Consider the following 25,869-nt stretch of genomic DNA (forward strand, 5'->3'; position numbering starts at 1 on the left):
GACGGCCCCGAATTTGACGGCTGTAAAGTCCGTCGTCATGGACAACATCAGGGCCAACACCGTCGTCATCACCGGCGCGGCCCGCGGCATCGGCTACGCCACCGCCAAGGCGCTGCTGGCACGCGGTGCTCGGGTGGTGATCGGCGACCGCGACGTCGATGTCCTCAACCAGGCGGTCACCGACCTGAGCGGACCGGGGTCGGTGTCGGGTCACCCGCTCGACGTCACCGACCGCGAATCGTTCGCGGCGTTTCTCGACAAGGCCCGCGCCGACGGTGGGGGGCGGATCGACGTGCTGATCAACAATGCCGGAGTGATGCCGGTCGGCCCGTTCATGCAGCAGTCGCAGCAGGCGATTCGCTCCGCCGTCGAGGTCAACTTCTACGGCGTGCTCACCGGCTGCCAGCTGGTGCTGCCGGAGATGGTCAAACGCCGCAGGGGACACATCGTCAACATCGCGTCGATGGCCGGCATGGTCGCCGTGCCGGGCCAGGTGGTCTACGCGGGCACCAAGTTCGCCGTGGTCGGGCTGTCCACCGCGCTGGCCGACGAGGTCGCCCCGCATGGCGTCGATGTGACGGTGGTGATGCCACCGTTTACCAACACCGAGTTGATCTCCGGCACCAAAACCTCCGGGGCGAGCAAACCGGTGCAGCCCGAGAAAATCGCCGCGGCGATCGTCAAGGTCCTCGATAAGCCCAAAACCCATGTGTCCGTGCCTGGTTCGGCACGATTCATCGCCGCGTCGACCTCCATGCTGGGTCCGCGTGCTCGTCGTTGGCTGAGCAAGCGCACGGGAATCGACCGCATCTTCCTCGACTTCGACCCGCAGGCCCGGCAGGCCTACGAGCAGCGCGCACAGTCGGCGATGGGCATCCGCGACCACACGGACTGACCGGTCGGTTAACGCTCGCCGAAAAGCCTCCCTGACATGCGGCGACGGCATAGCCTCGGGGCATAACGACGAAGCGGGGTGGAGGCTTGACATGACAGACGTGAACCCGCATGCCTACAACACCGCGTGGCAGTTCCGCGCAGACGCCTGGTGCCGGCTCGAGGAAGCCAGCGAACGGCTGTCGACCGCCGCGGCCCGCGGACGCGATCCCGCGCCGTGCATGCAGCTGGTGGAGCGGCTACTCGCGCAGCTACGGCCGTTCGAACGCTACTGGGCGTTCCCGGGCATTCATGTGTTCAACCAGACGCACCGTCTCTTTGCCACCGGTGCTTTCGACAAGTTCGGCAGAACGGTCGCCAAAATCAACCGCGCATTGGTCACCGAGTCCTACCGCACCGGAACGCTGGGATCACCGCTGGAGGGCGAAAACGAGGCGCTGACTGCGGCCCCGGTGATTGCCGAAGTGCTGGGCCACCACCGGCCAACCCGGCCGTATTTCGAGCTGCTGGTCGTAGCGACGATGAACGAGGCCCAAGAACACGCACTTGCCAACGAGATTCGCAGCTGGCGCCGACCCGACGACGCGTTCATCTACGAGATCGTGGTGGTCGGCAGCGGTGACGAAGCGGTGATCGCGGCCCGGCTCAACTCCAACGTGCAGGCGTGCGCGATCACCCGGCGATTCTCGCATCGCTCGCGACGGGACCTGTCGGCCTTGGAGCACTTCTGCGACGCCCACGTCGCCGAGGACCTCGCCGATCACTCGCCGGAAGAACGAGCCGAGATCTTGGCCAAAGTGCTGCGCGAAACCCGACCGGAAATCGACCTGTATCTGATCACCGAACTCGAGGTGGAGGACGTCGCCGCCCGGCTCGGCCACCATTTCCGGCGGGTATTCCACGCCGGGGAAGGCACACTGGACCGGCACCTGTCGCTGCTGGAGGGGGTCGCGGCCCGGTACCGCACACCATTCTTCAGCGCCTTGCGCGAATACAGCCACCGGCCGACCGGGGTGTTTCACGCGCTGCCGATCTCGCAGGGCAAGTCGATCGTCAACTCGCACTGGATCGCCGACATGGTGCAGTTCTACGGGCTGGATTTGTTCTTGGCGGAGACCTCGGCAACCTGCGGCGGCTTGGACTCGTTGCTGGAGCCGACCGGACCGCTGCGAGACGCACAACAGCTGGCGGCCAAGACATTTGGTGCACGGCAGACCTACTTCGTCACCAACGGCACCTCGACGGCCAACAAGGTCGTCGAGCAGGCGCTGGTCGCGCCCGGCGACATCGTGCTGATCGACCGTAACTGCCACCAGTCCCATCACTACGGGCTGATGATGGCCGGCGCTCAAGTCACCTACCTGGATGCCTATCCGCTGAACCAGTATTCGATGTACGGCGGGGTGCCGCTGCGCGAGATCAAGTCTCGGCTGCTGGCGCTGCGCGCGACCGGCAAGCTGGAACGGGTCAAGCTGTTGTGCCTGACCAACTGCACCTTCGACGGAATCGTCTACGACGTCGAGCGGGTGATGGAGGAATGTCTGGCAATCAAGCCGGATCTGGTATTCCTTTGGGACGAAGCATGGTTCGCCTTCGCCAGGTTCCACCACGTTTATCGCAGGCGCACGGCGATGCACGCAGCACGGGTGATCCGCGAGCGGCTGCGCTCGCCGCAGTATCGGCAGACTTACCGCGACTTCGCCGAGCAGATCGCCGGTGCCGACGACGAAACGCTGCTGAATACCCGCCTGATGCCCGATCCGGCCCGCGCCCGGGTCCGGGTCTATGCCACCCAGTCCACCCACAAGACGCTGACGTCGCTGCGGCAAGGCTCGATGATCCACGTGTTCGACCAGGACTTCGACCAGAAGGTGCAGGAGACCTTCCACGAGGCGTACATGGCGCACACCTCCACTTCACCGAACTACCAAGTCCTGGCTTCGCTGGACATCGGCCGCCGACAAGCCGACCTGGAAGGCATGGAGCTGGTGCAAAAGCAGGTCGAGAACGCGATGCAGCTGCGCGACGCGATCGACAAGCACCCGCTGCTGAGCCGCTACATGCATTGCCTGTCGACGGCGGAAATGATTCCCGACCAGTTTCGTCCGTCAGGCCTGGACCAACCGTTGCGCACCGGGCTGCGCAACATGGCCACCGCTTGGGAGCAGGACGAATTCGTCCTGGACCCGAGCCGCATCACCTTGTATATCGGGCCCACCGGCATCGACGGGGATACCTTCAAACGCACCGAGCTGATGGATCGTTACGGGGTGCAGATCAACAAAACCTCCCGCAACACCGTGCTGTTCATGACCAACATCGGCACCACCCGCAGCTCGGTCGCCTACCTGGTGGAGATTTTGGTCAAGATCGCGCAGGAACTCGACGATCGGATCGCCGACATGAGCTTGACCGATCGCGCGCACCACGAGCGCGCGGTCCTGCGGTTGACGACTCCGTCGGCGCCGCTACCCGATTTCAGCGGGTTCCACGCATGCTTCCTGGAAAAGAACGGCGAGGACACTGGGTCCACACCGGATGGTGACCTGCGCCGGGCGTTCTACCTCGGCTACGACGACAGCTTGTGCGAGTACCTCAGCGCCGACGAAGTCGAGGAAAAGATGGAGGCTGACCGGCCGGTGGTCTCGGCCACCTTCGTCACCCCCTATCCGCCGGGATTCCCGGTCCTGGTTCCCGGGCAGGTCTTCAGTCGACAGATCCTATCGTTCATGCGCAGCCTCGATATCGCCGAAATCCACGGCTATAAGCCACATCTGGGGTATCGGGTGTTCACCGACAAGGCCCTGGAGATGGCCGAGGCCAGCCTGCGCCCGTGGAGCCGGGTCAGTGACGGGCGCCAGGTGCCCAGCGGATCGGGAATGCGTCTGGACGTGGAAAGCCCTGCGGCTCAACACAAACCGCAGCCATCGTCGACGGGTCCGACGGCAGCTGAGCCCGCCGGTCCGCCGGAGCCGCGGAAGGCAGAGCTGTGAGTGGGCCCGCCGGCCGGCACCGTGTGGTCATCATCGGCTCCGGGTTCGGTGGGCTCACCGCGGCCAAGGCGCTGAAGCGGGCCGACGTCGACGTCGTCGTGGTCTCGAAGACCACCAGCCACCTGTTTCAGCCGCTGCTCTATCAGGTGGCTACCGGGATTTTGTCCGAGGGCGAAATCGCCCCGACCACACGGCTGATCCTGCGCAAACAGAAAAACGTCCGGGTGCTGCTGGGCGAGGTGGAAGCCATCGACCTCACCGCGCAGACGGTGACGTCGCGCCTGATGACCATGCGCACCGTGACGCGGTTCGACAGCCTCATCGTCGCCGCCGGCGCCCAGCAGTCCTACTTCGGCAACGACCATTTCGCCACTTACGCACCCGGCATGAAAACCATCGACGACGCCTTGGAGCTGCGCGGCCGGATCCTGGGTGCGTTCGAGGCCGCCGAGGTCAGCACCGACCCCGTCGAACGGCAGCGCCGGTTGACCTTCGTGGTGGTTGGCGCGGGACCGACCGGTGTTGAGGTCGCCGGGCAGATTGTCGAGCTGGCCGAGCGCACGCTGGCGGGGGCGTTTCGTTCCATCAAGCCGAGTGATTGCCGGGTCGTCTTGCTGGACGCGGCACCGGCGGTGTTGCCCGCGATGGGCGAGAAGCTGGGGCTGAAGGCCCAACGCCGGCTGGAGAAGATGGACGTCGAAATCCAGCTGAATGCGATGGTGACCGCCGTCGACTATTACGGCATCACCGTCCAAGACAAGGACGGCAGTCAGCGGCGCATCCAGTGCGCGTGCAAGGTGTGGGCGGCCGGCGTCCAGGCCAGCCCACTGGGCAAGATCCTGGCCGAGCAATCCGACGGAACCGAAATCGACCGCGCCGGACGAGTTCTCGTACAACCCGATCTCACCGTCGAGGGACACCCGAATGTCTTCGTCGTCGGTGACCTGATGGCCGTACCCGGTGTGCCCGGGATGGCGCAAGGCGCGATCCAAGGGGCAAAGTATGCGGCGAAGTGCATCAAGCGCGCGCTGAAGGACCGTGACGATCCCGCACATCGCGCGCCGTTCACCTACTTTGACAAGGGCAGCATGGCCACGGTCTCCAGGTTCAGCGCGGTCGCACGGGTCGGCAAGCTGGAATTCGGCGGCTTCATCGCCTGGCTGGCCTGGCTGGTGCTGCACCTGGTCTATCTGGTCGGGTTCAAGAACCGCTTTACCACTTTGATCCACTGGGCGGTCACGTTCCTGGGCCGCGGCCGCAGTCAAATGGCCATCACCAGCCAGATGATCTATGCCAGGCTGGCGATGAGCAGGCTCGGCGAGCAAGAGCAGGGCGCGTTGGCGGCCGCCGAGCAAGCCGAGAAAGAGGCAGCCGGCTAGCCCTGCCTGGTGCGGTCACGACGGCGCACCGACGCTCAGCGCCCGAATCGTTTGAATCTCGTTGTCCTGGAATGGCCGTCCGTCGGGACGCAGCAGGTCATGAAACCACGGGTTGGGAATCGTTGAATACGGGTGATCCCAGGAGTCCCAGGGCAAATAAGTCTGGGTCTTGCCGGCAACCAAGCCCCAATTGAGTGCACCGACGTTGTAGCGCTTCGCAATTGGCAGCACGCCCTGAATGGTGCTGCCGAGCGAGCGTGCCATGTATTCGGTGCACAGGATGGGCCTGCCCAGTGGGGTTAGCTCGTTGATGCGGCTTTCGAAATTTCCCGGCTCGCCATAACAGTGGAATGTGATCACGTCGGCGTTATCAAGTTGGATTGCGGCAATTGTGCTGCGGCGTGCGGGATCTGCCCACTCGCCGTCCCAAACGCCGCTGGTGAGCGGTTGGCTAGGGTTGACCGAACGTGCCCACTGGAACACCTGGGGAAGCAAGTCGGCGACAAGCTGCTGCTTGTCTTTCCTTTCGACCGAGCTGTAGACCCGCGCGGGATTGTCTGGCTCATTCCACAAATCCCAACCCAAAACCCGGTCGTCGTTGCGGAATTGGCTCACCACGCCGGTGACATAGTCGTACAGCGTGCGGATGTAGCGGCGGTCGTCGAGGCGTTCCGCGCCCGGGCTTTGCACCCAGCCGGAGTTGTGCACCCCCGGTCGCGGTGCACGCTGCCGGCCCAGCTTCGGCAACGGGTCCCAACAGGAATCGAACAGCACGAACAGCGGTTTGATGTGGTGGCGTGCCGCAATTGCGACAAACTGCGCGAGACGGACTTGGAAGCCCCGGTGATCCTGGGCCCACAGCAGATCGTGCAAGAACACCCGCACCGTATTGAGCCCGTGAAACCGCGCCCAGGACAATTCGGTGTCGATGCGCCGGGGGTCGTAGGTGCCGGGCTGGAACATCTCCAGCTGGTTAATCGCATTGGAGGTGATGTAGTTCGCACCGACAAGCCAGCCTTGAGCTTGATACCACCGGTGGGCGCGGTCCGCCGACCACCGCAGTGACTCACCAGACGCGCGGGGCGGTTCCGCAGTAGCGCGAGGTGCTCGAGCCAGTGCAGCGCCTCCTGCCAATAGCAGTGGGAGCTTCAGGACCGTTCGACGGTACACGAAAAGACCATAATTTGCCCACGGCGCGATCCCCGGTATTTACCGGGCGAGTCCGATCCGCGTACAGAATCGTTATCTCATTGGCGTCGTTGGGCGAAGGGCAGTTCGGGTCACCCGGCGCCGGTCGCGGCGAACCCGGTATTTCAGCGCAGGGCTTGGTCCAGGTCGGCGATCAGGTCGTCGGTGTCTTCCAGCCCGACGGAGATGCGCACCACGTTGTCGCCCAGCCCGATAGCGGCCCGGCCCTCGGGGCCCATCGCGCGGTGAGTGGTCGTCGCCGGGTGGGTGATAAGCGATTTCGCGTCGCCGAGGTTGTTGGAGATGTCGATCAGCCGCAGCTTGTCGAGTACCTCGAAAGCCCGCCGCTTGGCCGCCGGCTCCGGCGCGTCGAGCGCGAAGGTGACGACGGTGCCGCCGCCCGACATCTGCCGCTTAGCCAGGTCGTGCTGCGGATGCGACGCCAGGTAGGGATAACGCACCCAGCTAACCGCAGGATGGCTTTCGAGGAATTCGGCCACCCGCTGCGCTGAGGCATTGGCATGCTCGACCCGAATAGCAAGTGTCTCAAGGCCTTTGAGCAAAATCCAGGCATTGAAGGCGCTGATAGCCGGGCCGGTGTGCCGCATCAGCTTCTGCACCGGGCCGTCGATGTACTCCTTGTCGCCGAGGATGGCCCCGCCCAGCACCCGGCCCTGTCCGTCGAGGTGCTTGGTACCCGAGTAGACCACCACATCGACACCGAGAGGAAAGCCCTGCTGCAGCAGTGGAGTGGCAAAAACGTTGTCCAGGACCACTTTCGCGCCAGCAGCATGCGCTAATTCGGTGACCGCGGCGATATCTACCAGCGACTGCATCGGGTTGGACGGTGTCTCGAAGAACACTGCTTGCGTGGGCTCGGACAGCGCCCGCTCCCACTGGGATAGGTCGTCGCCGTCGACGAAGACGGTCCGGATTCCCCACCGGGGCAGGATCTCGTCGCACACCACAAAACACGAGCCGAACAGGCTGCGCGCGGCCACCAGCCGGTCACCGGCGCCCAGCAGCGCGCCCAGCGACACGAACACCGCGGCCATGCCACTGGCGGTGGCGAACGCCGCCGGCGCTCCCTCGATCAGGCGCAACCGCTCCTCGAGCATGCTGATCGTGGGGTTGCCGTAGCGCGAATACACGTAGCGGTCGATCCTGCCGGCAAACGCCTGCTCCGCGGCGGCCGCAGACTCATAGACATAGCCCGAGGTCAAATACATGGCCTCGGCGGTCTCGTCGAACCGCGACCGCATGATCCCGCCGCGCACCCCGAGGGTGGCCGGCCCGACACCCTCGGGCAGCGGCGCTGGTGTGCGGATCGAGCGCTGGTCGGTCATGACTGCTTCCAGGGCAAACCGATCGCCCGCCAGCCCGAGCCGCCGCGATGACCCGCGGCGTCGAGATGACCCTCAAACCCGTCGAGCACGTTGTATGCCGGTGTGATGCCCGCCGCGGTCGCGGCCTCGGCCGCACCAATCGAACGGTTGCCCGAGCGGCACAGGAAGATCACCGGCCGGTCCTGCCGGGGCGGGACCCGCTCCAGCAGTTCGGCGACGAAGTTCTCGTTGCGCGTCCCGTCGACACGATTCCACTCGAGGTAGACAACCTCGCGGCCGAGGCTGGACAGGTCGGGCACCCCGACAAACCGCCATTCGGCGTCGGTGCGCACATCGACCAGCACCGCCTCGGGATGATCACTGAGCAGCTTCCAGGCCTGCTGGCACGTGATATCTCCTGCGTAGCTCACTTGCGTGAGTCTCGCATATTCAGCCTGACCCCGGCGAATTCGCCGGCGGCCACAGCCGGCGCAGCGCCGCCGACACCTGCCGGGCACGGTCACGCGCGACCGACACGTCAGCCGCGGTGGCCAGTGCCACACCGAGCCTGCGCGGCGTTTGCGGCTCGTGGTGAGCGAAAACCCGGACGTCGCTTTCGGGCACCCGCAGCGCGTCGGCCAGGACGCCGGGATCGGGCCTGGCCTGGTGCGCCCCGGCACCGGCATACAGCACCGCCGCCGCACCCGGCGAGATCATGATCGTGTCGATCGCCAGACCGAGGATCGCGCGGGCCTGCAGTTCGAATGCGGAAAGCCGTTGGGTGCGCAGCGTCACCAGAGCGCTCTCGCGGGGCCGCGCAGTGACGTCGCAGAAGTAGACCTCGTCGCCGCGGGCCATCAGTTCCACGCCGAAGACTCCGCGCCCGCCGAGCGCCTTGACAATCCGTGCGGCGATTGACTTGCCGGCATCCAGCGCGGCGTCGCTCATCTGTTGCGGCTGCCAGGATTCCAATACCTCGCCGGCGACTTCGCCGTGACCGATCGGCGCGCAGAACTCCAACACCGGCCCGTTCGGACCGTCGGTGCACACCGTGAGCAGGGTGACGTGGTAGTCCACCTCGACCAGCGTCTCGGCCAGCACCCGGGGGTGGCTCACGCGCCCGCCGGTTGCCGCTGCACGCCGCCAGGCCGGTTCGACGTCGTCGGGCCCGGACACCACCGAGCTGGCCTGACGGCCGACCACACTGACCGGCTTGACCAGCAGCGGATAGCCGGCATGTGCGGCCACGGCCTTGAGTTCGTCGAGCGAGCCGGCGAACCAGAATGGCGCGGTGGGCAGTCCCAGTTCGTCGGCTGCCAGTCGCCGCAGTCCCTCGCCATCGGTGGACAACCGCACGCCGCGGGCGCTGGGGAGCACTTCGGTCACACCGGTCTCGCCCGCCGCGGCCAGCGCATCGGCGGCCACCGCGTCGGTGAGGGTCACCACGAGATTCGGCCGGAGCCGCCCGATCGCTCCCGTCAACTCCTCGGCGTCGGTCATGTCGACCACCAGCGACTGGTCGGCTATCCGGTGTGCCGGCGTGTCCGCATATCGCTCGACGGCGATGACGTCGGCACCGAGACGCTGGACGGCGATGGCCAGTTCCCGGCTGAGCTCACCGGCCCCCAATAGCATCACCTTGCGGCGCGGGCTGTCGGCGTGGGACGCGTCGGTTTCGTTTCCGCGATTGGCCTCCCGCTCATGTTGTCCATGAGCGTCGTGCGCCTGGTGAGGTTCGCCGGTCAGATCCTCGGCCACGAACTCGCCCCTTGCTGCAACATCCTGCTCAGGATAGGGCCGTTGGCTACGACGACGGCCCGGTGTCACTTTTGTGACGCAACTAATATGGTCGTATGCTGCCACGCAGTTACCAGCACCAGGTCTGCTCCATCGCCCGCAGCCTGGAACTTATCGGCGACCGCTGGACACTGCTGATCGTTCGCGACGCCCTGCGCGGTGTGCGCCGGTTCGACGATTTCCGCGCCCGGCTGGGCGTCGCGCACAACGTGCTCAGTGATCGGCTGTCGCGGCTGACCGAGGCCGGTGTGCTCGAGCGCCGCCTCTACCAGCAACGGCCGGCTCGCTACGAGTACCGCCTCACCCAGCAGGGTCTCGACCTGTGGCCGGTGTTGATGTCGCTGCTGTTGTGGGGTGATCGTTACCTGGCGCCGGACGGTCCGCCGCTGCTCGTCTTGCACCGCCACTGCGGGGGCCGTCTCACCCCGCAGCTGACGTGTGCCACCTGCGCAGCGCAGCTAGGGCCGCACGATGTCGAGCTCGCGCCCGGGCCGGGCGCCACGCGCGCCAGTTGACCCTCGCGTCCTGCGCAGGCCCAGTCCATTGCATCATGCAAGCCACTCTGACATAGTGAATTGCATGACGCAATCGAGTATCGGCTACCTTCTGGGTCATGCCGACGCCGAAGTTCGCCGACTGCTCCTGCAGGCCCGGCTCTACGACGACTACACCGCGGCGGCCCTGCGACGGGCCGGCCTGCAACCCGGGATGCGGGTGCTCGACGTGGGCTGCGGACCCGGTGATGTGTCGTTCGTGGCCGCGCGGCTGGTGGGCTCGACCGGCACGGTGCTGGGCGTGGATGCCGCCGACATCGTCGAGCTCGCCCGCAGCCGTGCGGCAGAAGAGGGGCTGTCGAATGTGCGATTCCAGCGCAGTGCGATCGCCGAAATCGCCCTCGACGAGCCCGTCGACGCGGTGATCGGGCGGTTGATTCTCATGCACCTGCCCGACCCCGTCGGGGCGTTGCGCCAGCTTGCGACGCTGGTGCGACCCGGCGGGCTGATCGCGTTTTCGGAATTCGACACGACGGCGGCAACCAGTGTCCCGGATCTGCCGCACTGGCGGGCGGCCCGAGACGGTATCGCCGCGACGTTCACCGGCATGGGCCTCGACCCGGCCTTCGGCACCACGCTGCATACCCTGTTCCGGCGTGCCGGGCTGGGTGCGCCCCGGCTCACCCTGGGCGCACCGGTGGGCACCGGCGACGACCCCGACACGGTGGCCTTCGTGGCCGAGACCTGGCGTTCGCTGTTGCCGGCAGCACAGCAACTTGGCGTCGTCGACGACGGACTCGCCCACCCGGACAGGCTTGCCGAGCGGCTACACGAGGAAGTCACCGCCAGCGGGGCCATCGTGGTGATGCCCGCGCTGATCAGCGCCTGGGCCCGGGTGTAAGACCGTTTGCGGTCCACCTGCCCGCACCGAAAGCGTCGGCCGGGGCGTAGGGTTGGCCGCCGCAGTCCAGTATTGGCCCGCCACGATCAGTGATCGAGAACCTCGATCCGGCAACTCGGCCCGTGGGCGCGCGCAAGCCGCGCGTCCAGCGTCAGCAGCGTCGCATCGAATGCCTCCGCCAACGCCACGTAGAACGCGTCCCATCCGCGTACCGAGTCGCGTAGTTGCCACGCCCGCTCCAGCAGCCAGCGGTGCCCGAATCGTTCGCCGGGCCAATCCCGCAGATCGGCTACCGCCTGCCGGGCGGCCGTGCCGTCGAGCCGCCCGCGCAGATGCTGGACGCGGATCACGCCCATCACCTCAACGTCGATGACGTGCGGCGCTACGTGGTCGGTATCAGCGGCCAGCCGGGCCGCGATCTCACCCGCCCGTGGCGTGTCAGCGACGACCTCGAACAGGCACGATGCGTCAACGACCAGCATCTGGCCACTGGCCGCGCCACTCGTCCAACGTCGCCAGCACCTCGGCCGTGGATACCGCCGAGGGTCGCCGGCCGGTGCGAGCCAGCCACTCGGCGACCGACGGCCGCGCCGCCAACCGGGCAGCCTCCCGGCGCAGCAACTCCGGCACGGTGATGCCCTCTTCCCCGGCGCGACGCACCAGGGCCGCATAGACATCGTCGTCGATGTCGCGAATCTGAACAGTCTTAGGCATAATTGCATCGTATCATGCATGTACGCATGACGACATGTGCAAGTGCGGCAAAGTCGCGAGCGTGCTCCGGTGGAATCATCGGCCCGCTCAGCGTGCCCCTCGACTTCGACGCCGGGCAGTGAACGACGAACTAAGCGGCGATGTTGGGACGTAACCGGGTTCGCGCGTCCCAGATGGCCGGCCTCAGGGCTGGCCCGGCAGCAACCGCACCATCAAGGCGTGCACCTCGGCCAGCACGGTGTCGTCTTCGTCGACGAGCTCGCCGGAGATGAACGCCTTGCGGCCCTCGGTTTCGGTGATGCGCCCGCGGGTGGTCAGCGGGGTGTCGATCGGGGTGACCTTACGGTAGTCGACCTTCAGGTAAGCGGTCCGGCTGATGGGCCGGCCCGCGGCGTGCACCACCATCCCGCACAGCCAGTCGAACACCAGCGGTATCACCCCACCGTGCACCGCCATGTTGCCGCCGACGTAGTAGCGGCTGAATTGGCCGCGCATTTCGACACCGTCGGCGTCGAACTTCGTCATCGTCCACGGCGGCATCAGCAGGCTGCCCATGCCGGGCAGCGACGGCACCCGTCCCGCGGGGGCGACCCCTTCCGCCGCCTGGAACGGGTCGAGCAGCTTGACCAGCTCTTCGGCCCGCTCGGCGGCTTCGTCCCAGGTGTCACCGTCCGGATCCGCCGACACGGCCAGGTCCTGCAGGCGTCGCATGGCGGCGACGAACTTGGCGAAACCCGGGCCTGGCTCTGCGGGCTCATAGCGCGGGAACCCGCCGTGATGCTGGTATTCGTGGTCCAACGCCTCCGGTTGGTCGGTCATCGGCACGCCTGCAACACGTCGCGGCGCACGATGGTCTGATCGCGGCCCGGGCCCACGCCGATACACGAAACCTGCGCTCCGGCAAGCTCTTCCAGTCGGGAGACATAGTCACGCGCCTTGGCCGGCAGGTCGTCGAACTTTCGCGCTGCCGAGATGTCCTCCCACCAGCCGGGCAGCTCCTCGTAGACGGGTTCGGCGCGCGCCAGTTCGCTCTGGGTCATCGGCATATCCCGGGTCTGTTTGCCGTCGATGCGGTAGCCGACGCACACCGGCACGGTCTGCAGGCTGGAGAGCACGTCGAGCTTGGTCAGAAAATAGTCGGTGATGCCGTTGACCCTAGTGGCATACCGGGCCACCACCGCGTCGAACCAGCCGCAGCGGCGGCGCCGGCCCGTCGTCACCCCGACCTCGCCGCCGGTCTTGGACAGGTATTCACCGTTCTCGTCGAACAACTCGGTGGGAAACGGCCCCGATCCCACCCGGGTGGTATAGGCCTTGAGGATGCCCAGCACGGTGCTGATCCGCGTCGGACCGATGCCGGAGCCGACGGCCGCGCCGCCCGCGGTCGGATTCGACGACGTCACATAGGGATACGTGCCGTGGTCGACGTCGAGCAGGGTGCCCTGCGATCCTTCCAGCAACACCGTCTCACCGCGCTCTAACGCCGCGTTGAGCAGCAGCCGGGTATCAGCGATGCGGTGCTTGAAACGCTCGGCCTGCGCCAGCAGCGCGTCCACCACGTGCGTGGGCTCGAGCGCCTTGCGGTTGTAGATCTTGACCAGCACCTGGTTTTTGAATTCCAGCGCGGCCTCGATCTTGCGGGTCAGCAAGTCCGGGTCGAAGACATCGGCCACGCGGATTCCGATGCGGGCGATCTTGTCCTGATAGCACGGGCCGATCCCGCGGCCGGTGGTGCCGATCTTCTTGTTGCCCATGTAGCGTTCGGTGACCTTGTCGATCGCGACGTGATACGGCATCAGCAGGTGGGCGTCGGCGGAGATCAGCAGCCGCGAGGTGTCCACGCCGCGGGCCTCCAAGCCCGCCAGCTCGTCGAGCAGCACACCGGGGTCGACCACCACCCCGTTGCCGATGACATTGGTGACCCCGGGTGTCAGCACGCCGGAGGGAATGAGGTGCAGCGCGAAGTTTTCGCCGGTGGGCAACACCACGGTGTGCCCGGCGTTGTTGCCCCCTTGATAGCGCACCACCCACTGCACGCGCCCGCCGAGCAGATCGGTGGCCTTGCCTTTGCCCTCGTCGCCCCACTGGGCGCCGATGAGGACGATTGCCGGCATGGTGTTTCTCCTGGCTATTGTGGTCCAGCCGGTGACCCACACTATCCCAGTGGTTTGCGAGGACGTCTGGAACACGGCGGTGCTGGTGTTCGGCGACCGACCCGTCATGCGCCCGTTGACCGGCCTGCCCTTGGTGCGCATCGACGGTCCCGCCGACATCGATGCCGCGATCGGAAAGTTTCGCCGCCTGGTGGTGGTCGGTGAGGATGCCGACTTGGCAGCCGTGCTGGCCCGGCTGCTGCGCGCCGACCGGCTCGACATCGAGGTCGGCTTCGTGCCCCGGCGGTGCAGCGCGGCCGCCCGGGTCTACGGGTTGCGGGCAGGACGTCGGGCCGCACGGCGGGCGCGGCGGGGTCGTGCACGGTTGATGCCGCTGATCCGCGACGAGACCGGGGCGGTGATCGTGGGCGGCGCGGTGTGGCGCGGTGCCGAGGGACCGCTGCACGGGGAGGCGGTCGTCGACGACACCACGCTCTTCGACGGCGACGTCGCCGGGGTGCGGGTCGAGCCCACCGCGGTTCTGCCCGGCCTGCGGGCCCGGGTGCTCGGTGCTTGGCCGCGCCGTTGGGTGGCCGGGCGGGCTGCGCAGCTGGGCTGCACCGGCGTGGTAGTTACCCGCGACGGCGTGCCCGCCGGCCGGCCGGCGCGGCGCTCGACGTTCTACCGGCACACCCGGGGCTGGTTGCTGGTCCGGTAGTTTCGAACGGTGAGCGTTCGCGGCCTGCACGAGTCGGTGCGACCCAGCCCCATCTTCCTGGCAATGGTAGGGTTGACGGCCTGCGGCGGCATGCTGGCGTGGCTGGCCGGGGCCAGCACCCGGGCGCTGGCCTATGTCGGGGTGTTCATCTTCGTGATCGCGGGCTGGCTGGTATCGCTGTGCCTGCATGAGTTCGGGCACGCCGTCACCGCATGGCGTTTCGGTGACCGTGACGTCGCGGTGCGCGGGTATCTGACGCTCGACCCGCGCCGCTACAGCCATCCCATGCTGTCGCTGGGCCTGCCGATGCTGTTCATCGCGCTCGGCGGCATCGGGTTGCCGGGCGCGGCCGTCTACGTGCGGACCTCGTTTATGACGCCAGCGCGACGCACCCTGGTGAGCCTGGCCGGACCGTTCGCCAATCTCGTGCTGGCCGTGCTGCTGTTGGCGCTGGTCCGGTTGTACTACGAGCCCGCGCACCCGGTGTTGTGGGCCGGGGTGGCCTTTCTGGGTTTTCTTCAAGTGACCGCGGTGGTGCTCAACCTGCTGCCGATCCCGGGCCTCGACGGCTACGGCGCGCTGGAACCGCACCTGAGCCCCGAAACGCAGCGCGCGCTGGAACCGGCCAAGCAGTTCGGGTTCTTGTTCGTGCTGCTGCTCTTCCTCGCGCCGGCGCTGAACCAGTGGTTCTTCGGTGTCGTCGACTGGTGTTTCGAGCTGTCCGGGGTGCCCGCCATGCTGGCACGCCTGGGCAGCGCGCTGACCCGATTCTGGAGCGCCTGGTTCTGAGCGTCTTGCAATATATGCGCTAACACGCATATATTGCGGGCATGGGTGGCGGCCACACGCATACAAACGCCGACGCCCGGATATCGCGGATGCTGTGCGCCGCCGTGCTCCTCGCGGGCTTCTTCGTGGTGGAACTGAGCACGGCGTTGCTCATCGGGTCGATTGCGCTGCTGGCCGACGCCGGGCATCTGCTGACCGACCTGGCCGCCGCGGTGCTGGGGCTGGGCGCGCTGATGCTGGTCCAACGCAACAGCCCCTCGCCCCGGCGCACCTACGGCTGGCACCGCACCGAGGTGTTCACGGCGGTGGTCAACGCGGTACTGCTGGTCGGGATCGCGGCGTTCATCCTCGTCGAGGCGGTCCGGCGGCTCGGCAACGCCCCGGCCATTCCGGGCGTCCCGCTGACTGTCGTCGCACTCGGCGGGCTGGCCACCAACACCGCGGCGGCGCTGCTGCTGCGGTCGCAGTCCGCGCGCAGCCTGGCCGTCAAGGGCGCCTACACCGAGGTCGTCGCCGACATGGTAGGCAGCCTCGGCGTGCTCGTCGCCGGGGTGATCACCCTGACGACGGGCTGGCCCTACGCCGACGTGGTGGTCGCCGTTTTTGTCGCGCTATGGGTGCTGCCGCGCGCGCTGTCGCTGGCCGCGGGCGCGCTGCGCATCCTGTCCGAATCATCGCCGACCCACATCGACGTCGACGAACTGCGTGCGGCGCTGCGCGCCGTCGACGGTGTGACCGAGGTTCACGACCTGCATGTGTGGACGCTCGTGCCCGGCAAAGACGTGGCGACCGCGCACCTGACCAGCCGCGCCGACGCGACCCGGGTGCTCGCCGATGCGCGCGCCGTGCTGGCGACGCGGGGGTTGGAGCACGCCACGGTGCAAGTGGAGCCGCCTGGCGGAGCCGGCGACTGCTCGGTGAGTTGGTGAATTGCGGCGCCCATGGCCAGCGATGTGGTCATTCGCCCGCTGCGGGAAGCGGACCTGCCGGCCGCCAGCCTGATCTGCCGACGAGCATTCGGAACGTTTCTCGGCGCGCCTGATCCCGGCACCTTCTGGGCCGATCGCGAGTACGTGCGGAGCCGCTGGCGCACGGATCCCGCGGCCGCGCTGGCAGCGGAAGTGGACGGCTCGCTGGTGGGTTCGAACCTGGTGACCCGCTGGGGCAGTTTCGGATTTTTCGGACCGCTCACCGTAGAACCGGCGTGGTGGAATCAGCGAGCGGCGCAGCGCCTGTTGGGCGCGACGGTCGACCTGCTCGACGGCTGGCGGGTGAAAGACGCCGCGCTGTTCACGTTCGCGCACAGTCCACGCCATATCCACCTCTATGAGAGGTTCGGCTTCTGGCCGCGCTTCCTGACCGCCGTCCTCTCGAAGTCACCGACTGCGCAGCCGCCCGCCCCATGGTCCAGGTATGCCGAAGCAACCGACGATGACCGGCACACCATCGTCGACTGCTGCCGGGGACTTACCGACGCGATTTACGACGGCCTGGACGTTGGCTCCGAGATCCGTTCGGTCTACGAGCAACGACTCGGCGACACCGTGCTGCTGGGGAGCGGAGACGCGCTCGACGCATTCGCCGTCTGCCATCTCGGCGCAGGCACGGAAGCCGGCGAGGACACCTGTTACATCAAATTCGGCGCCGTTCGGCCCGGAGCCGACGCTGAGCGGGTTTTCGGTCAGTTGCTCAGCGCCTGCGAGACGTTGGCCGCACAGCATGGCCTGCACCGCCTGGAAGCCGGCGTCAACCTCAATCGCAGTCGGGCCTACCGGGCGATGCTCCAGCGCGGATATCGGGCGGACATGTACGGAATCTCGATGCACCGGCCAGATTCGCCCGCATACAACGGACCGGATGTCTACGTCGTCGATGATTTGCGGTAAACCATCGGCTCATCGCAGACCGAGCTCCGAGCGCGCAGCGGGATCGCAGTCGTCGAGCAGCTCCAGGCAGCGTTGATACTCGTCGGTCTCCCCGATGGCGTCGGCGGCCCGCGCCAGCGCGGCCACACAGCGCAAGAATCCACGGTTGGGTTCGTGCGAATACGGCACCGGGCCAAAGCCCTTCCACCCGTTGCGACGCAGCTGATCGAGGCCGCGGTGGTAGCCGGTACGGGCGAAGGCATAGGCGGTGATGGCCTTGTCCTCGGCCAACGCTTCTTCGGCCAGCGCCGCCCACGCGACCGAGGCCGCCGGGTGCGCGGCCGCGACGATGGCAGGGTTTTGGTTGGCGCGCAGCTCGGCCTCGGCGTCGCGGTCGCCGGGCAGCAGGATCGGATCGGGCCCCAAAAGATCACGCGTCGGTGCCATCAGCGCCGCTCCTCCTCATCATTCGCGTGCGTCATCGCCGGCGGTCACGGGTTTCATTGTGCCGTTGTGCGGCGCAGCATTATCGTCGGGCACATCACATGCGTTCCAGGGTCGCTAAGCTCCAAATACTGACTTACCAGCCGGAGGACAGCAGCGCCCATGCCCACCCCATCAGAGCCCGACCGGGACGACACGCCGACCGCGGCCGGACCCGAGCCGGACGCCGTCGACAAGGAGGGCGGTTCCGATCCGGTCGCGTCCGAGACCGGCCCGGTCGACGAGCAGACGGCCGAGCCCGAACCCGACGACGAGGTCACCCAGAGCTACCCGACGGCCGGTGGCGATGCCGAGCCCGCCACCGACGTCATGGCTAAGCCCGATCAGGAGGCCGGGCACCAGGCCGCCAAGCCGCAACGCAAACGCGGTGAACGTCGCTTCACCGCACCGGGTTTCGACGCCAAGGAGACGGTGGTCATCGAAACCGCCGCGGAGCCGGCCACCGAGGTCTTCCGCACGCGGCAGGAGCCGTCTCAACCAAAACCGATAAGCCCGATGAATCTGCCGCCGAAAACGGCGACGCCACAAGTGATTCCGCCTCGGCTTGGTGCGAAACTGCGGCCCACCGTCCAACGCAGCTGGGGCTGGGTGCTGGCGCTGATCCTGATCATTTTGGCGCTGGCCGCGGTGGCCGTCCTTGGCACCGTGCTGCTCACCCGCGGGAAACACCACAAGGTTTCCCAAGAGGACCAGGTCCGCACCACCATCCAAAACTTCGACGTCGCCGTGCAAACCGGCAACCTGGCGACGCTGCGCGGCATCACCTGCGGCAGCGCACGCGACGGCTACGTCAACTATGACGAGCAGGCCTGGCAGGAGACCTACCGGAAGATCGCGGCGGCCAAGCAGTACCCGGTGGTGGCCAGCATCGACCAGGTCGTCGTCAACGGAGAGCATGCCGAGGCCAACGTCACCGCGTTCATGGCGTATGACCCGCAGGTCCGCTCAACCCGCAGCTTCGACCTGCAGTTCCGCGACAACCAGTGGAAGATCTGCCAGTCCAGCGGCTAGCTCGACAGCGACTTTCCAGCGCAGTGCAGGTCGTTGCAGGCCTCGATCACCCTCTCGGTCATTGAGGCTTCGGCCTTCTTGAGGTAGCTGCGCGGGTCGTAGTCCTTCTTGCGGCCCACGTCGCCGTCGACCTTGAGCACGCCGTCGTAGTTGGTGAACATGTGGCCGGCGACAGGGCGGGTGAACGCGTACTGGGTGTCGGTGTCGACGTTCATCTTCACCACGCCGTTGCGCACGGCCTCATCGATCTCCGACTTCAGCGAGCCCGAGCCGCCGTGGAACACGAAGTCAAACGGCTTCGCGCCGGCTGGCAGGCCCAGCTTGGCCGCCGCCACCTTCTGGCCCTCGGCCAGAATCTCGGGCCGCAGCTTGACGTTGCCTGGCTTGTAGACGCCGTGCACGTTGCCGAACGTCGCGGCCAGAAGATACTTGCCGTGCTCGCCGGTGCCCAGCGCGTCCACCGTCTTCTCGAAATCGGCCGGGGTGGAGTACAGCTTTTCGTTCATTTCTCCGACGACGCCGTCCTCCTCACCGCCGACCACGCCGATCTCGACCTCCAGGATGATCTTGGCCGACGACGCCTCCTTGAGCAGTTCCTGGGCGATCGCGAGATTCTCGTCGATCGGGACCGCCGAACCATCCCACATGTGCGACTGGAACAGCGGATTCTTGCCTTGGGAGATCCGCTCCTGCGAGATGGCCAGCAACGGGCGTACATAGCCGTCCAGCTTGTCCTTCGGACAGTGGTCGGTGTGCAGCGCGACGTTGATCGGATACTTGGCCGCCACGATGTGGGCGAACTCCGCCAACGCCACCGCGCCGGTCACCATATTCTTCACCCCGAGGCCGGAGCCGAACTCCGCGCCGCCGGTGGAGAACTGGATGATGCCGTCGCTGCCGGCGTCGGCAAAACCTTTGAGTGCAGCGTTGATGGTCTCCGAGGACGTGCAGTTGATGGCCGGGAACGCGTACGAGTTCTGCTTGGCACGCTCCAGCATCTCGGCGTAGACCTCGGGCGTTGCGATAGGCATAAAACTTCCTTCCTGGCGAGTTCGGCGGGGGTCCACGCGCGGGCGTGTGCCCCTTCAGTATCCCAAGAAGCCCGGCATGTTAAACAGCCCGTCCAGCCGACCCCGGTATGTTGTGAGGTCATGGACACCGCCGTGCTGGCCCTGCCCGACCTGCTGGACCCCATGTACTGGTTGGGCGCGCACGGCGTGTTCGGCCACGCGGTGCTGCCCGGCATCCTGCTGATCGTGTTCATCGAGACCGGGCTGATGTTCCCACTGCTGCCGGGCGAGTCGCTGTTGTTCACCGGTGGCCTGCTCGCGGCCAGCACGCATCCACCGGTCAGCATCGAGGTGTTGGCCACCTGTGTGGCGATTGTGGCGGTGCTCGGTGACCAAACCGGGTATTTCATCGGCCGACGGATCGGGCCGGCATTGTTCAAAAAGGAAGACTCCCGCTTCTTCAAACAGCACTATGTGACCGAGTCGCATGCATTCTTCGAGAAGTACGGGCCGGTGACGGTGATCTTGGCCCGCTTCGCGCCGTTCGTGCGGACGTTCGTCCCGGTGGTCGCCGGTGTGTCCTACATGCGCTACCCGCTGTTTCTGGGCTTCGACATCGTCGGCGGTGTCGCCTGGGGCGCGGGTGCGACGCTGGCGGGCTACTTTTTGGGCAACGTGCCGTTCGTCAACAAGAACCTGGAAACGATCATCCTGTGCATCTTGTTCGTGTCACTCACGCCCGCCTTCATCTCGGCCGCCCGGGCCTATCTGAACCGTCGCCGCGCCCCCAAGGACGAGCCCGTGCCGCTGGCGGAGTGATCAGATCGCCACACGGAAATCGCAGCCGGTCTTGGCGCGCACCTGCTCGACTGTCACTCCGGGATGCAGTTCGGTGAGCGTGAGCCCCTGCCCTGGCTCGACGTCGAAGACGCACAGGTCGGAGATGATCATGTCGACCACGCCCTTGCCGGTGACCGGCAGCGTGCATTGCTTGAGGATCTTTGGGCTGCCGTCCTTGGCCGTGTGATCCATCACCACGATCACCCGTTTTACGCCCGACACCAAATCCATCGCACCGCCGGGCCCCTTGACCATCTTGCCCGGCACCATCCAGTTGGCCAGGTCTCCGTTCTCGGCCACCTCCAGCCCGCCCAGAATTGACAGGTCGATGTGACCACCGCGGATCATGGCGAAGGAATCAGCGCTGGAAAAAAAGCTCGACCCGGGAATCGCGGTGATGGTCTGCTTGCCGGCGTTGATGAGGTCGGGGTCGACCTCGTCTTCGGCCGGGTAGGAACCGATGCCGAGTAGGCCATTCTCCGACTGAAGTGTCACGTTGATGTTCTCCGGAATGAAATTGGCCACCAGCGTCGGAATCCCGATGCCCAGGTTCACGTAGTAGCCGTCGCGCAATTCCTGCGCGGCGCGCCTGGCCATCAACTCCCGGATGGGGCTGTAGTTCTTCAGCGCGGTACCACCGGTGGTGGTGCGGAACTCGATGCGCTTTTCGTAGTCGCGTCCTTCGATGATGCGATCCACATAGATGCCGGGGGTATGCACCAGGTCGGGATCGAGCTCGCCAACTCCGACCAGCTCTTCCACTTCGGCCACGGTGACGTCAGCGCAAGTGGCGATCATCGGGTTGAAGTTTCGCGCGGTCTTGCGATAGACGAGATTGCCCGCTGCGTCGCCCTTCCAGGCTTTGACGAGGGCCAAATCGGCGCGAATGCTTTCCTCCAGGACATATTCGGTACCGTCGAAAACCCGGGTGTCCTTGCCTTCGGCCAGAACAGTGCCGTAGCCCGTGCGGGTATAAAAGCCGGGAATGCCTGCGCCGCCAGCGCGTAACTTCTCCGCCAGCGTGCCCTGCGGGGTGAGGGTGAGGTCCAGCTCGCCGGCCAGCACTTGGCGCTCGAACTCCTTGTTCTCGCCGACGTAGGAGGCGATCACCTTTTTCACCTGCCGGCCCTTGAGCAGCAGGCCCATGCCGAAATCGTCGACGCCGGCGTTATTTCCGACGATGGTGAGATCCTTGACGCCGCTGTCTACCAGGGCGCGGATCAAGTTCTCCGGAATGCCGCAAAGGCCGAAGCCACCGGCTGCGACGGTGATGCCATCCTTCAGCACGCCTTGCAGCGCCGACACGGCGTCGGGGTGGACTTTGTTCACGGAATGCTCCTCGATTCGTCCGACGATTCGGCAGTGGACACGTTATAGGCGGCCTCCATCAGCATCCACCCGGACAGCTGTACCGAGAGATCCCGTTCGGCGGTTTCCGATCCGGTGACGGCGCCCTCGACGAATTCCGCCTGCTCGCCACCCACTGTGGGCAGTTCGGCGGTGCGATCCCAAAACGCCCCGAACAGCGGCAACCCGTCGACCGTCTGACGGTAGTCCCACGCTGAGGTCGCCGAGGACAACACCAGCGAGCGCGCGGTATCCCGGGCGCCGACGTCCTCGGCGGAGGCCCCCGGCAGCGTGGTGGCCACCAGCGCCAGGTAGCGGGCGGTGATCCCGGCGAACAGGCCGCCGTCTCCGCCGCCGGCACCGCTGATCACCCCGCCCGGTGCCATGTGCTCGTTGACCGCGGCGACCAGCCGGTGCACCCGCGGCGCATGCCGCGGATCGCCGGTGCGCGCGGCCAATTCGGTTTCCAGGCCGAGCACCACGCCCTGGCAGTAGGTGTATTGGGCGCGCACCAGGGAACCGCCCTTGATGCCGTCGAACACCAGATGCGTCTCGGGGTCGATCAGCGTGGCATCGATCCAGTCGGCCATCTGCTGCGCCCGCTTGAGCCGATTCCCATAGCGGGCGAGGAAGATTGCGGCCGGCCCGTTGGCGGGGGCGTTGAAGAACTGGTCCTGTTTGCGCCACGGGATGCCACCGCCGTCCTCGGGCACCCAGGCGTTGACGAACTGGTCGGTCAGCTTATCCAGCGCGCGGTGGCAGTCGATGCCGACCACCCGGGAGGCCCGCTCCAGCGCCAGCGCCAGCCAGGCCATGTCGTCGTAATAGTCGTTGACCCACCTGCCCACGTTGCGCAGCCGGTGCGAGCGGATCTGGCGACGAATCCTCTTGCGGCGCTCTGATTTTGGATCACGTAGCTGCGCGTCGACCAGGCAGTCCAGCAGGTGGGCCTGCCACCAGTAGTGCCAGTGACCGAACAACCTGTCGCGTCGGGCCGGCGGCCAGGCCACCACGCCGAGCTGGGTGCCCGGCAGCGCCCAGAGCCGTTCGAGGTGTCGGTGTGTGACAGCGGCTTCAGCACTGGCGGCTCGGTTTGCCCACACCTGTTCCATGTCTGGAGATACTGCCTTACCACGCCTGGCCGATGTCTGCGTGCTGGCCGATCCAGGCGTGCATCGCGATTCCCGCGGCGACGGCGACGTTGATGCTGCGCGTCGACCCGAACTGGGCGATCGACACGGTCAGCGCCGCGCCCGTTTTCGCTTCGTCGGTGATCCCGGGTCCTTCCTGGCCGAAGACCATCAGGCAGTGTCGCGGCAGCCGGGTCTGTTCCAGGCGTGCTGCGCCGGGAACGTTGTCGATCGCGACGACGGTCAGCCCGGTGGCTGCGGCGAAGTCGAGTAGCTCGGCGGTGGTGTCGTGGTGGCGCAGCCGCTGGTACCGGTCGGTGACCATGGCGCCCCGGCGATTCCAGCGCCGCCGGCCCACGATGTGCACGGTGTCGACGGCGAACGCGTTGGCGGTCCGCACCACCGCGCCGATGTTGGCATCGTGGCCGAAGTTTTCGATCGCGATGTGCAGCGGATGTCGCCGCTTGTCGATGTCGGCAATGATCGCCTCGCGGGTCCAGTACCGGTAGGCGTCGACGACATTGCGAGCATCCCCTTCGCGCAACAACACCGGGTCATAGCGCGGGTCGCTGGGCAGCGGGCCCTGCCACGGCCCGACGCCGTCGCCTGATACGCCCCACTCGGTTGGGCCGGACTCGCTCATTTCACCGTCCACACTGCGGCATGGGTGCCCACCACGGACACCGTGGCGTACAACACGGCCTCATTGATCTCACCCTGGGTGCACAACGACGGGCTGACGTGGACCGCGTCCAGCGACGCCTCCGGCAAAATCAACACCGACGCGCCGTAGGCGGCACACGCCGGGCTCAACCCCGGGCCGGGCAGCGTCGGCGCGACCAGCAGCATCATCGGCCCGCCGCGCGCCGCCGAGTCGTCTCGGTAGCGGGCCGCCACCGCGTCAACCGACAATCCCAGCAGCATGTAACCGTTGCCGGCGAACACCCCGGGATCACCGAGCGAGGCCTGACTGAGCTGGGTGCCGTCGGCGCGCCACGCTGACACGCTGGTCGTCTTGACCACCAGGCCGGTGTCGTTTTGGTTGGTCGGCAACATTCCCACCGGAAACGCCGCCGGATAGGCTGCCGCCGTGCCCGGGATCCGGTCGCGCGGCGAATAGGTGTACACGCCGCGCACGGCGCTGCGGTCCTGCAGCGGCCCCAGGCATACCGTGCCGGTTAGCCGATCCGGCATCGGCGTCGACAATGCTTGCACCACAATGTTTTTCGCGCTGTCACAACTGCCAATGCCGGTGGCTTCCAGCGGGTGTGCCAGCGCGCCGTAGAGCCCGAAGCGGATGTCGTCGGGTTTGGCGTGCGGCGCCGCCGGCTCGCTCGGGGCCGCGTCGACGTCAACCAGCACGTAGTCGGCGCTCCAACGCAGGTTCGACACCGACATGTTCCAGCCCAACACTGCCGCCGACTGCCCGAGCTGCACGGATTGCGCGCCGTAGATCTTGTCGGGCCGGCCGGCGCCCGAGCAGCCCGCCGCCCACACCACGGCCAGCGTCGTCGACATCGCAGTGAAAGCCCGCACGGCGCGCAACAAATCTAGTGCAGCCCCAGATCCGATAGGCCCAGCAGGCTGCGGTAGGGCAGACCCTCGGCTTGGATGGCTTCGGCGGCACCGGTGTCGCGGTCGACCACGGTGGCCACCCCCACCACGTCGCCGCCGGCGTCGCGCACCGCGCGCACCGCCGTCAGCGCCGACGCGCCGGTGGTGCTGGTGTCCTCGACCACCAGCACCGGCACCCCGGAGACGTCGGCTCCCTCGATAAGTCGTTGCATGCCATGGGGTTTCACCGATTTGCGCACCACGAACGCGTCGACCGGGCGACCGGGCGCGTGCATGATCGCGGTCGCGACCGGGTCGGCGCCAAGCGTCAGGCCACCGACCGCGGCATAGTCCCAGTCGGCGGTGAGCTCGCGCATCAGGCGACCTATCAGCGCGGCGGCGCGGTGATGCAGCGTCGCGCGGCGCAAATCGACGTAGTAGTCGGCCTGCTTTCCCGACGACAGGGTAAAGCGCCCGCGCCGCACTGCCAGCCGGCGCACCAGCTCGGCCAACTCCTGGCGGTCAGCCACGTCAGGTGCGGCCACGGCCCCGGCCCATCGCGTTCACCGCGGCCCGCGCCAGGGTTCGCGGCATCAGCCGCACGCCTGCGACCAGCGCCTTGTAGCGCACCCCGGGGATGCTGACCACCTTTCCGCGGGCGATGTCGGCCATGCTTTCCCGGATCACGTCGTCGACGTCGAGCCACATGAACGACGGCAGCGACGTCATGTCGATCCCGGCCCGCGAGTGGAATTCGGTGCGCACATAGCCGGGACATATCGCATGCACGCCGACACCGGTGCCCTTCAGCCCGCCGGCCAGGCCCTCGGTGAACGACACCACCCACGCCTTCGAAGCCGAATATGTCGAGCCGCGGCCGGAGAGCAGACCGGCAACACTGGCCACATTGATCACCGTGCCGACACCGGCGGCGAGCATCGGCGGCAGCGCGGCCCGGGTCAGCTGCATCACCGCGGTCACGTTGACGTCCAGCTGGGCTTGCAGCAGGGCGGGATCCGCTGTCCAGAATTCGCCGGACGTGCCGAAGCCGGCGTTGTTGACCAGCACCTGCACCCCGGCGGTGAGCCGGTCGGCGACCTTGCCGCGGTCGGCGGCGTCGGCCAGGTCGGCGGGCAAAACCTCGACACCGCAACCGGCTTCGTCGCGCAATTCACCCGCCAGCTGCGCCAGCCGTTCGGTGTCCCGGGCCACCAGCACGAGGTCAAAACCGTCGGCGGCATAGCGTCGGGCAAACCCGGCGCCGATCCCCGACGTGGGCCCGGTGATCAGGGCGACAGGACGGGGCATGACCGACAGCGTAGC

General features: G+C 66.9%; 27 protein-coding genes. 11 read left to right on the forward strand and 16 right to left on the reverse strand.

The features are described from left to right. Nucleotides 1-37 precede the first annotated feature (37 nt). From MHEC_RS21745 to MHEC_RS21755, 3 genes are all read left to right on the forward strand, one after another. Entirely contained in the window at nucleotides 38-895 is an 858-nt protein-coding gene (locus tag MHEC_RS21745; RefSeq protein ID WP_048889461.1) for an SDR family oxidoreductase, read from the forward strand. 91 nt (nucleotides 896-986) lie between these two features. Continuing rightward, nucleotides 987-3,887 (forward strand): aminotransferase class I/II-fold pyridoxal phosphate-dependent enzyme, encoded by a 2,901-nt coding sequence (locus MHEC_RS21750; RefSeq protein ID WP_048889460.1) that lies wholly within the window; start codon nucleotides 987-989, stop codon nucleotides 3,885-3,887. Further along, nucleotides 3,884-5,266 carry an NAD(P)/FAD-dependent oxidoreductase gene (locus MHEC_RS21755; protein ID WP_048889459.1) on the forward strand — a complete coding sequence of 461 codons (1,383 nt, stop codon included), beginning with the start codon at nucleotides 3,884-3,886 and terminating at the stop codon, nucleotides 5,264-5,266. The genes MHEC_RS21750 and MHEC_RS21755 overlap by 4 nt, the downstream gene beginning before the upstream one ends. A 15-nt stretch (nucleotides 5,267-5,281) precedes the next feature. On the opposite strand, the gene MHEC_RS21760 is transcribed toward MHEC_RS21755, so the two are convergent. The 4 genes from MHEC_RS21760 to purT all read right to left on the reverse strand — a co-directional run bounded on the left by MHEC_RS21760 (nucleotide 5,282) and on the right by purT (nucleotide 9,537). Then, complete coding sequence (locus MHEC_RS21760) at nucleotides 5,282-6,436, reverse strand: glycoside hydrolase 5 family protein (protein ID WP_048889458.1); 1,155 nt, start codon at nucleotides 6,434-6,436, stop codon at nucleotides 5,282-5,284. 143 nt (nucleotides 6,437-6,579) lie between these two features. Beyond that, nucleotides 6,580-7,800: an O-succinylhomoserine sulfhydrylase gene (locus MHEC_RS21765; RefSeq protein WP_048889457.1), complete on the reverse strand. Its 1,221-nt coding sequence runs from the start codon at nucleotides 7,798-7,800 to the stop codon at nucleotides 6,580-6,582. Beyond that, entirely contained in the window at nucleotides 7,797-8,210 is a 414-nt protein-coding gene (locus tag MHEC_RS21770) for a rhodanese-like domain-containing protein (RefSeq protein WP_048889456.1), read from the reverse strand. Before MHEC_RS21770 ends, MHEC_RS21765 begins: the two co-directional genes overlap by 4 nt. 19 nt (nucleotides 8,211-8,229) lie before the next feature. Beyond that, nucleotides 8,230-9,537 (reverse strand): formate-dependent phosphoribosylglycinamide formyltransferase, encoded by a 1,308-nt coding sequence (gene purT / locus MHEC_RS21775; protein ID WP_048889455.1) that lies wholly within the window; start codon nucleotides 9,535-9,537, stop codon nucleotides 8,230-8,232. 95 nt (nucleotides 9,538-9,632) lie between these two features. Between purT and MHEC_RS21780 the strand changes: the two genes are divergently transcribed. Both MHEC_RS21780 and MHEC_RS21785 read left to right on the forward strand, forming a co-directional pair. Continuing rightward, entirely contained in the window at nucleotides 9,633-10,091 is a 459-nt protein-coding gene (locus MHEC_RS21780) for a winged helix-turn-helix transcriptional regulator (RefSeq protein WP_048889454.1), read from the forward strand. Between the two features lie 64 nt (nucleotides 10,092-10,155). Beyond that, a complete protein-coding gene (locus MHEC_RS21785) occupies nucleotides 10,156-10,971 on the forward strand; it encodes a class I SAM-dependent methyltransferase (protein WP_048889453.1) in 816 nt (271 codons plus the stop codon). A gap of 86 nt (nucleotides 10,972-11,057) precedes the next feature. On the opposite strand, the gene MHEC_RS21790 is transcribed toward MHEC_RS21785, so the two are convergent. The 4 genes from MHEC_RS21790 to MHEC_RS21805 all read right to left on the reverse strand — a co-directional run bounded on the left by MHEC_RS21790 (nucleotide 11,058) and on the right by MHEC_RS21805 (nucleotide 13,799). Then, complete coding sequence (locus tag MHEC_RS21790) at nucleotides 11,058-11,453, reverse strand: type II toxin-antitoxin system VapC family toxin (protein ID WP_048889452.1); 396 nt, start codon at nucleotides 11,451-11,453, stop codon at nucleotides 11,058-11,060. Next, nucleotides 11,440-11,685, reverse strand: coding sequence for a hypothetical protein (locus MHEC_RS21795; protein ID WP_048889451.1), 246 nt, complete (start codon nucleotides 11,683-11,685; stop codon nucleotides 11,440-11,442). The genes MHEC_RS21790 and MHEC_RS21795 overlap by 14 nt, the downstream gene beginning before the upstream one ends. Before the next feature lie 183 nt (nucleotides 11,686-11,868). After that, nucleotides 11,869-12,504, reverse strand: a complete 636-nt coding sequence (locus MHEC_RS21800; protein ID WP_048889653.1) for a PaaI family thioesterase — start codon at nucleotides 12,502-12,504, stop codon at nucleotides 11,869-11,871. Next, the gene (locus MHEC_RS21805; protein WP_048889450.1) at nucleotides 12,501-13,799 is read right to left on the reverse strand and encodes an adenylosuccinate synthase; all 1,299 of its coding nucleotides are present in this window, start codon (nucleotides 13,797-13,799) and stop codon (nucleotides 12,501-12,503) included. Before MHEC_RS21805 ends, MHEC_RS21800 begins: the two co-directional genes overlap by 4 nt. 106 nt (nucleotides 13,800-13,905) lie before the next feature. Between MHEC_RS21805 and MHEC_RS21810 the strand changes: the two genes are divergently transcribed. From MHEC_RS21810 to MHEC_RS21825, 4 genes are all read left to right on the forward strand, one after another. After that, a complete protein-coding gene (locus MHEC_RS21810) occupies nucleotides 13,906-14,496 on the forward strand; it encodes a hypothetical protein (RefSeq protein WP_048889652.1) in 591 nt (196 codons plus the stop codon). 63 nt (nucleotides 14,497-14,559) lie between these two features. After that, on the forward strand, nucleotides 14,560-15,285 hold the full coding sequence (locus MHEC_RS21815; protein WP_048889651.1) for a site-2 protease family protein: 726 nt from the start codon (nucleotides 14,560-14,562) through the stop codon (nucleotides 15,283-15,285). A 41-nt stretch (nucleotides 15,286-15,326) separates the two neighbouring features. Continuing rightward, the gene (locus tag MHEC_RS21820) at nucleotides 15,327-16,214 is read left to right on the forward strand and encodes a cation diffusion facilitator family transporter (RefSeq protein ID WP_048889449.1); all 888 of its coding nucleotides are present in this window, start codon (nucleotides 15,327-15,329) and stop codon (nucleotides 16,212-16,214) included. Nucleotides 16,215-16,226: 12 nt separating this feature from the next. Continuing rightward, nucleotides 16,227-17,171, forward strand: coding sequence for a GNAT family N-acetyltransferase (locus tag MHEC_RS21825; protein WP_048889448.1), 945 nt, complete (start codon nucleotides 16,227-16,229; stop codon nucleotides 17,169-17,171). A gap of 9 nt (nucleotides 17,172-17,180) precedes the next feature. Here the strand turns inward: MHEC_RS21825 and MHEC_RS21830 are convergent, their stop codons facing one another. Further along, entirely contained in the window at nucleotides 17,181-17,597 is a 417-nt protein-coding gene (locus MHEC_RS21830; RefSeq protein ID WP_048889447.1) for a DUF3151 domain-containing protein, read from the reverse strand. A gap of 159 nt (nucleotides 17,598-17,756) precedes the next feature. Between MHEC_RS21830 and MHEC_RS21835 the strand changes: the two genes are divergently transcribed. Continuing rightward, a complete protein-coding gene (locus tag MHEC_RS21835) occupies nucleotides 17,757-18,665 on the forward strand; it encodes an Rv0361 family membrane protein (RefSeq protein WP_048889446.1) in 909 nt (302 codons plus the stop codon). Here the strand turns inward: MHEC_RS21835 and fbaA are convergent. Further along, the gene (gene fbaA, locus MHEC_RS21840; protein WP_048889445.1) at nucleotides 18,662-19,696 is read right to left on the reverse strand and encodes a class II fructose-bisphosphate aldolase; all 1,035 of its coding nucleotides are present in this window, start codon (nucleotides 19,694-19,696) and stop codon (nucleotides 18,662-18,664) included. The two genes, MHEC_RS21835 and fbaA, sit on opposite strands and share 4 nt — an antisense overlap. Nucleotides 19,697-19,816: 120 nt before the next feature. Here fbaA and MHEC_RS21845 point away from each other — a divergent pair, with 120 nt between their 5' ends. Then, a complete protein-coding gene (locus MHEC_RS21845; protein WP_048889444.1) occupies nucleotides 19,817-20,494 on the forward strand; it encodes a VTT domain-containing protein in 678 nt (225 codons plus the stop codon). On the opposite strand, the gene MHEC_RS24895 is transcribed toward MHEC_RS21845, so the two are convergent. Genes MHEC_RS24895 through MHEC_RS21875 form a run of 6 tightly spaced genes read right to left on the reverse strand, consistent with a single transcriptional unit; the run spans nucleotide 20,495 to nucleotide 25,854 of the window. Continuing rightward, on the reverse strand, nucleotides 20,495-21,844 hold the full coding sequence (locus MHEC_RS24895) for a 3-oxoacid CoA-transferase (RefSeq protein WP_048889443.1): 1,350 nt from the start codon (nucleotides 21,842-21,844) through the stop codon (nucleotides 20,495-20,497). Next, entirely contained in the window at nucleotides 21,841-22,974 is a 1,134-nt protein-coding gene (locus tag MHEC_RS21855) for a glycoside hydrolase family 76 protein (protein ID WP_048889442.1), read from the reverse strand. The genes MHEC_RS24895 and MHEC_RS21855 overlap by 4 nt, the downstream gene beginning before the upstream one ends. Nucleotides 22,975-22,990: 16 nt before the next feature. Beyond that, nucleotides 22,991-23,635: a TrmH family RNA methyltransferase gene (locus MHEC_RS21860; RefSeq protein ID WP_048889441.1), complete on the reverse strand. Its 645-nt coding sequence runs from the start codon at nucleotides 23,633-23,635 to the stop codon at nucleotides 22,991-22,993. Then, nucleotides 23,632-24,528, reverse strand: coding sequence for a hypothetical protein (locus MHEC_RS21865; RefSeq protein ID WP_048889650.1), 897 nt, complete (start codon nucleotides 24,526-24,528; stop codon nucleotides 23,632-23,634). Before MHEC_RS21865 ends, MHEC_RS21860 begins: the two co-directional genes overlap by 4 nt. A 14-nt stretch (nucleotides 24,529-24,542) precedes the next feature. Further along, complete coding sequence (gene pyrE / locus MHEC_RS21870) at nucleotides 24,543-25,076, reverse strand: orotate phosphoribosyltransferase (RefSeq protein WP_172442083.1); 534 nt, start codon at nucleotides 25,074-25,076, stop codon at nucleotides 24,543-24,545. Between the two features lies 1 nt (nucleotide 25,077). Further along, nucleotides 25,078-25,854, reverse strand: coding sequence for an SDR family NAD(P)-dependent oxidoreductase (locus MHEC_RS21875; RefSeq protein WP_048889439.1), 777 nt, complete (start codon nucleotides 25,852-25,854; stop codon nucleotides 25,078-25,080). Nucleotides 25,855-25,869: the final 15 nt, after the last annotated feature.

It is taken from the genome of Mycobacterium heckeshornense (genome assembly GCF_016592155.1).
GTDB lineage: Bacteria > Actinomycetota > Actinomycetes > Mycobacteriales > Mycobacteriaceae > Mycobacterium > Mycobacterium heckeshornense.

What these genes read in the sequence shown, in the direction of transcription:
- fbaA (WP_048889445.1), bottom strand. Translation starts at nt 19,696, where the DNA reads ATGCCTATCGCAACGCCCGAGGTCTACGCCGAGATGCTGGAGCGTGCC.
- MHEC_RS21825 (WP_048889448.1), top strand. Translation starts at nt 16,227, where the DNA reads ATGGCCAGCGATGTGGTCATTCGCCCGCTGCGGGAAGCGGACCTGCCG.
- MHEC_RS21805 (WP_048889450.1), bottom strand. Translation starts at nt 13,799, where the DNA reads ATGCCGGCAATCGTCCTCATCGGCGCCCAGTGGGGCGACGAGGGCAAA.
- MHEC_RS21855 (WP_048889442.1), bottom strand. Translation starts at nt 22,974, where the DNA reads ATGGAACAGGTGTGGGCAAACCGAGCCGCCAGTGCTGAAGCCGCTGTC.
- MHEC_RS21875 (WP_048889439.1), bottom strand. Translation starts at nt 25,854, where the DNA reads ATGCCCCGTCCTGTCGCCCTGATCACCGGGCCCACGTCGGGGATCGGC.
- MHEC_RS21835 (WP_048889446.1), top strand. Translation starts at nt 17,757, where the DNA reads ATGCCCACCCCATCAGAGCCCGACCGGGACGACACGCCGACCGCGGCC.
- MHEC_RS21845 (WP_048889444.1), top strand. Translation starts at nt 19,817, where the DNA reads ATGGACACCGCCGTGCTGGCCCTGCCCGACCTGCTGGACCCCATGTAC.
- MHEC_RS21745 (WP_048889461.1), top strand. Translation starts at nt 38, where the DNA reads ATGGACAACATCAGGGCCAACACCGTCGTCATCACCGGCGCGGCCCGC.
- MHEC_RS21785 (WP_048889453.1), top strand. Translation starts at nt 10,156, where the DNA reads ATGACGCAATCGAGTATCGGCTACCTTCTGGGTCATGCCGACGCCGAA.
- MHEC_RS21765 (WP_048889457.1), bottom strand. Translation starts at nt 7,800, where the DNA reads ATGACCGACCAGCGCTCGATCCGCACACCAGCGCCGCTGCCCGAGGGT.
- MHEC_RS21860 (WP_048889441.1), bottom strand. Translation starts at nt 23,635, where the DNA reads ATGAGCGAGTCCGGCCCAACCGAGTGGGGCGTATCAGGCGACGGCGTC.
- MHEC_RS21790 (WP_048889452.1), bottom strand. Translation starts at nt 11,453, where the DNA reads ATGCTGGTCGTTGACGCATCGTGCCTGTTCGAGGTCGTCGCTGACACG.
- MHEC_RS21795 (WP_048889451.1), bottom strand. Translation starts at nt 11,685, where the DNA reads ATGCCTAAGACTGTTCAGATTCGCGACATCGACGACGATGTCTATGCG.
- MHEC_RS21750 (WP_048889460.1), top strand. Translation starts at nt 987, where the DNA reads ATGACAGACGTGAACCCGCATGCCTACAACACCGCGTGGCAGTTCCGC.
- MHEC_RS21780 (WP_048889454.1), top strand. Translation starts at nt 9,633, where the DNA reads ATGCTGCCACGCAGTTACCAGCACCAGGTCTGCTCCATCGCCCGCAGC.
- MHEC_RS21815 (WP_048889651.1), top strand. Translation starts at nt 14,560, where the DNA reads ATGGTAGGGTTGACGGCCTGCGGCGGCATGCTGGCGTGGCTGGCCGGG.
- MHEC_RS21810 (WP_048889652.1), top strand. Translation starts at nt 13,906, where the DNA reads ATGCGCCCGTTGACCGGCCTGCCCTTGGTGCGCATCGACGGTCCCGCC.
- MHEC_RS21830 (WP_048889447.1), bottom strand. Translation starts at nt 17,597, where the DNA reads ATGGCACCGACGCGTGATCTTTTGGGGCCCGATCCGATCCTGCTGCCC.
- MHEC_RS21800 (WP_048889653.1), bottom strand. Translation starts at nt 12,504, where the DNA reads ATGACCGACCAACCGGAGGCGTTGGACCACGAATACCAGCATCACGGC.
- MHEC_RS21820 (WP_048889449.1), top strand. Translation starts at nt 15,327, where the DNA reads ATGGGTGGCGGCCACACGCATACAAACGCCGACGCCCGGATATCGCGG.